The following is a 3,579-nucleotide window of genomic DNA, read 5'->3' on the forward strand; positions in this document are numbered from 1 at the left end:
CAGCGAGCGCAACGCATCGTGCAGCGTCGGCTGGTTCCGCTGACCACCAGCAGGTAGTGCGCCTTCTTCGCCTCCACCAGCCATCTGGCGTGCTCACGGTGGGTGTGCAGGGCATCGGCGGTCAGCACGACCCCGGCCAGGTCGAAGGGGGCCAGCAGCTTCGTGAAGCCGGTGACCTCGGTGGTCTTGTCCGGCACCCGTAGCTGGCTGACGGTGGGTCCGCCTTCCAGGACAGCGGAGAGCAGGTGGGCGGCCGGGCCGGTGTCCGTGCGCGAGCCGCGGGCGGCCTTGCCGTCCACGGCCAGGTGCCGGGTGCCCGCGGGGTCGCATCCGAGCAGGTCGGCAAGCCCGCCAGGACACACCAGAGTCAGGAGGCGGCGGATGGTCGAACTCGACGGTGCGCGGCGCATGCCCAGCGGGCCGGCAGCGCGCACGCCGAGGCGGGCGAGTGCGTCCAGGGGCGCGTGGCGGGCCCACTGGCCCCACGGCCAGATGGGAGCGAGCCCCGGCAAGCACCGCGCAGCAGGCGGTGAGCAGGACCGACACCAGCGAATGGCGCCGTCCCCGCCGATCCCGCGGACCACGAAGAACGGCCAGCCGTTCGGCGTCACCGCTCACGCCGCGCTGGGCGGCAGTGGGCGACTTGGTCAGACAGACAGTGGCAGACTGGCGGCACATCGAAGCTCCGGACGGGCAGGGCGACTTGGCAAGGTCACCCCGTCAACCGGAGCTTCGTTGTGTTCGTGACCGTCTTCCGCCGGATCGTCACACCCCAGCCACCTGCACGTTTCCACGACCCCAAGGACTTTGAATCAGCCCTGATGCGGAACCTGGCTATTGGCGCGCTCCTGGCAGGGAGGGTGATCCCGGGTTACGCGCGCTCTCGCCACAGCTCGGGTTTTCGACTACTCAGTGATCATCGATGTCGCGCATGTGGATTCAATGGGCTGGCTCTTCTCGCTGAGGCAGTATTCGATCCACATGCTCTGGCCGTTTGCGAGGTTGGCAGGCTTGAATTCGATGCCACCGCCACCGTAGCCGTGATTGAATGCCTTGAAGTAAGTCTGCCCGTTCGGGTGATCGACTCTCAGGAATACTCCGTGTGAGTCTTCCCGGGTGTCTGCGACGGTGAAACTGTCCGCGTCATCCGTCGGATGAGGAGGGTAATAGTCATTCCAATAGATTACCCCCCCGCCGCCAATCGGTGAGAATTGTGCTTCGTGCGGAGTGTCCCCGGCTGCTGATACAGAACCCTGCGAGCCGACGACCAGGGCTATTCCTGCGACTGCCGTGGCGACAGTCCTGATGCGATTTTTCACGCCCGTCTTTCCTTCCTGGATTTATTCAGTGATATTCCAGTACTGACACAGGGTGGCACTTGGCTTGCCATTATCCGTCAGGCAGACTTTGAGTTTCCCTGTTGTGTTGTCCCGGAGATTAGGGATGTCCAAGTGCACCCCATTGCCGCCCGCGCCGTTGGTATTTGTGGCCGAATACGTCTCCCCATTCGGGTGGGTGAATGACGCGTAAACGCCGTGGCCGTCGCTGAGGATGTCGTAGAGGTAGAAGTCATCCAGATCGGCAAGTGTGTCCGGATGGAAATCCCACCAGTCGACCCGAGCTAGTTTCCGCGTAGGGGCTTCTGTGTAGTAATACGAGGTCGGATTGGCATCCAGCAGTTGACTGGAATCGGCTTGCGATGGAGTTGCGACTGCAATCGACGAGAAGAGAACTGCGGCGAGGGCGGCCGCAACGCCGAGAGATGCCTGTGCAATCTTGCGCATATTGAGTTCCTTCCTGGACGAGACAGCGAATACGAAATCTATCCCCTCACTTGATCTGGGGATGAGGCGAAGTGAACACTCCTGCGACTCGGCAGTCAAGGAGTTCCTTGATGCCTGAATAGCTCTTTCCGTCCCAAGTTGTTCCGTGGTGGAAACGTGGGCTTGAGCGGCCCATCAGCCCTCAGCTACGGCCGCTGCGGTTCGTGACTGCTGAGGTTTTTGTCATGTGAGGGCCGTTGCGGTGACGTTCCGGCGGCGAGGGCAGGTCATGGCGCGATGCGGGTGTCGGCGACGCCGTCTCCGCCGGTACAGGGGGTGTGCCGGATCGGTGTCTGGCGGGGCCGTGGCAGGGCGAAGACCTGCAACAACGCGAGGAGTTCGCGCGGGCTGACGGGCGCCATGGCCGCCTTCGTCCGGTGTCGCGGGGCAGGCCGAGGGCGACCGGGTGGCCGAGGCGGTCAAGAAGCCGCCGGCTGGCTGAGGCCCCCAGGTCCCCCTCCGCTCTCCCGGCCCGCTCGCTCGTCCCTCAGGAGCCCGGCCCGCTTCTCCCGGAGAGGTGAGCCGGGCTTTCTGCGTCTGGCGCAATGACGCCAAATTTCCTGTTCCCATTGAGACGTTCCTGTCATGCCTGATTGAATGAGGCGTCAAAAGCGCCTGCACCAGGCGAATTCCGATGGGCGCGTACGGGGGGGGATCATCCTCCTCGGTGGCATGGTCGAGCATGCGGGGAACCTGAATCGCGCGGTGGACCTCTACATGATGGCCGTTGAAGCTGGAAACTCACGGGCCGGGATCGACCTGGCGCGGATATGCGAGAGGTCAGGCGCCGAAGAGCAAGCGGAGACTTTGTACCAACTAGCCGCCGAACTCGGCCACACACTCGCCCTCTTCCACCTAGTGGAACTTCGGGAGACAACTGGAGACTGCGAGGGAGCCGAAGAGATCGCCCAGAAGGCCGCTGACGCCGGCCATGCCGCCGAGTTGGTGAGATTGGCGCGGATGTGGACCAAGTCAGGAGGCACAGAGCGAGCCAAGGGCCTCTACCGGGTAGCCGCCGACGCTGGCGACCACGCGGCTCTTTCTGCGCTCTCGCAGTTGTCCGAGCAAGCGGGAGATTTCGAAATGTCCGATATCGATCACCCGCACCAATTGCTCGGGAATGCCCACGCTGCAACTGTCGCCCGCAGATAGTGTCCAGGGAGCAGGATTGGTCTGGAAGAGGCTGAGCCGTGACTCGGACAAGCCTTGCCTGCGCGGGATGGCGTACTGCCCGTCCCACCGGACTTCAGAGTCAGGATCGACCTGCTCCCACGGCCACACGATGGACATGTCCCAATCCGAGACCTTGACCACCCGAGTGGGGGTGAAGGCGCAACTGACACGCAAGATGTCGCCCACTCTGATCGTCTCGTCGTTCATGATCGCCCTATGACTCCCTGCCGAGTGCGAACTGCACCGTAGCGCGGTTGTCGTGGAGCGGCCTCCAGTCGCAGCTATGGGGGTTGGTGGCCTCGGTGGCGGTAGTGGCTGAGGCGGGCTCGGTGTTGATGGCGGCGGCGCCAGCGTGACCAGTGCAGGATGTGGCCGGCTTCGTGCCGGATGGCGTGCGTGAATCTGCTCAGCAGGTGGCGGATCTCGTTCACGCTCAGTCGGATCAGGTCACGTCCGCGCCCCCCTTTTCGTGGGCCGTGGCACGGACGGCGGCCAGGTGGGCGGCTGCCGCCATGGCAAGGGTGATGTGCCGGTACCAGGCCGGGTGCTGGCGGACTTGGTAGTGGTCGAGGCCGGCTTCGTT

Annotated in this window: 4 protein-coding genes and 2 pseudogenes; all 6 read right to left on the reverse strand. The window is 64.0% G+C overall.

What is annotated here, in order from left to right:
• A pseudogene (locus K4B79_RS47410) lies at positions 1–512 on the reverse strand (hypothetical protein); the annotation flags it as partial.
• 393 nt (positions 513–905) lie between these two features.
• Entirely contained in the window at positions 906–1,319 is a 414-nt protein-coding gene (locus K4B79_RS47415) for a hypothetical protein (protein ID WP_232033705.1), read from the reverse strand.
• A 21-nt stretch (positions 1,320–1,340) separates the two neighbouring features.
• Positions 1,341–1,784, reverse strand: a complete 444-nt coding sequence (locus K4B79_RS47420) for a hypothetical protein (RefSeq protein ID WP_232033706.1) — start codon at positions 1,782–1,784, stop codon at positions 1,341–1,343.
• A gap of 266 nt (positions 1,785–2,050) precedes the next feature.
• On the reverse strand, positions 2,051–2,185 hold the full coding sequence (locus K4B79_RS48180) for a hypothetical protein (protein WP_269464841.1): 135 nt from the start codon (positions 2,183–2,185) through the stop codon (positions 2,051–2,053).
• A gap of 610 nt (positions 2,186–2,795) precedes the next feature.
• Positions 2,796–3,203 (reverse strand): hypothetical protein, encoded by a 408-nt coding sequence (locus tag K4B79_RS47425; RefSeq protein ID WP_232033707.1) that lies wholly within the window; start codon positions 3,201–3,203, stop codon positions 2,796–2,798.
• 235 nt (positions 3,204–3,438) lie between these two features.
• Positions 3,439–3,579, reverse strand: a pseudogene (locus tag K4B79_RS47430) (IS701 family transposase); the annotation flags it as partial.

The organism is Streptomyces lincolnensis (genome assembly GCF_021173675.1).
In the GTDB taxonomy this organism is placed as follows: Bacteria; Actinomycetota; Actinomycetes; order Streptomycetales; family Streptomycetaceae; genus Streptomyces; species Streptomyces lincolnensis_B.

Coding starts and splice junctions, on each gene's coding strand:
- K4B79_RS47420 (WP_232033706.1), bottom strand. CDS start 1,784: ATGCGCAAGATTGCACAGGCATCTCTCGGCGTTGCGGCCGCCCTCGCC.
- K4B79_RS48180 (WP_269464841.1), bottom strand. CDS start 2,185: ATGGCGCCCGTCAGCCCGCGCGAACTCCTCGCGTTGTTGCAGGTCTTC.
- K4B79_RS47425 (WP_232033707.1), bottom strand. CDS start 3,203: ATGAACGACGAGACGATCAGAGTGGGCGACATCTTGCGTGTCAGTTGC.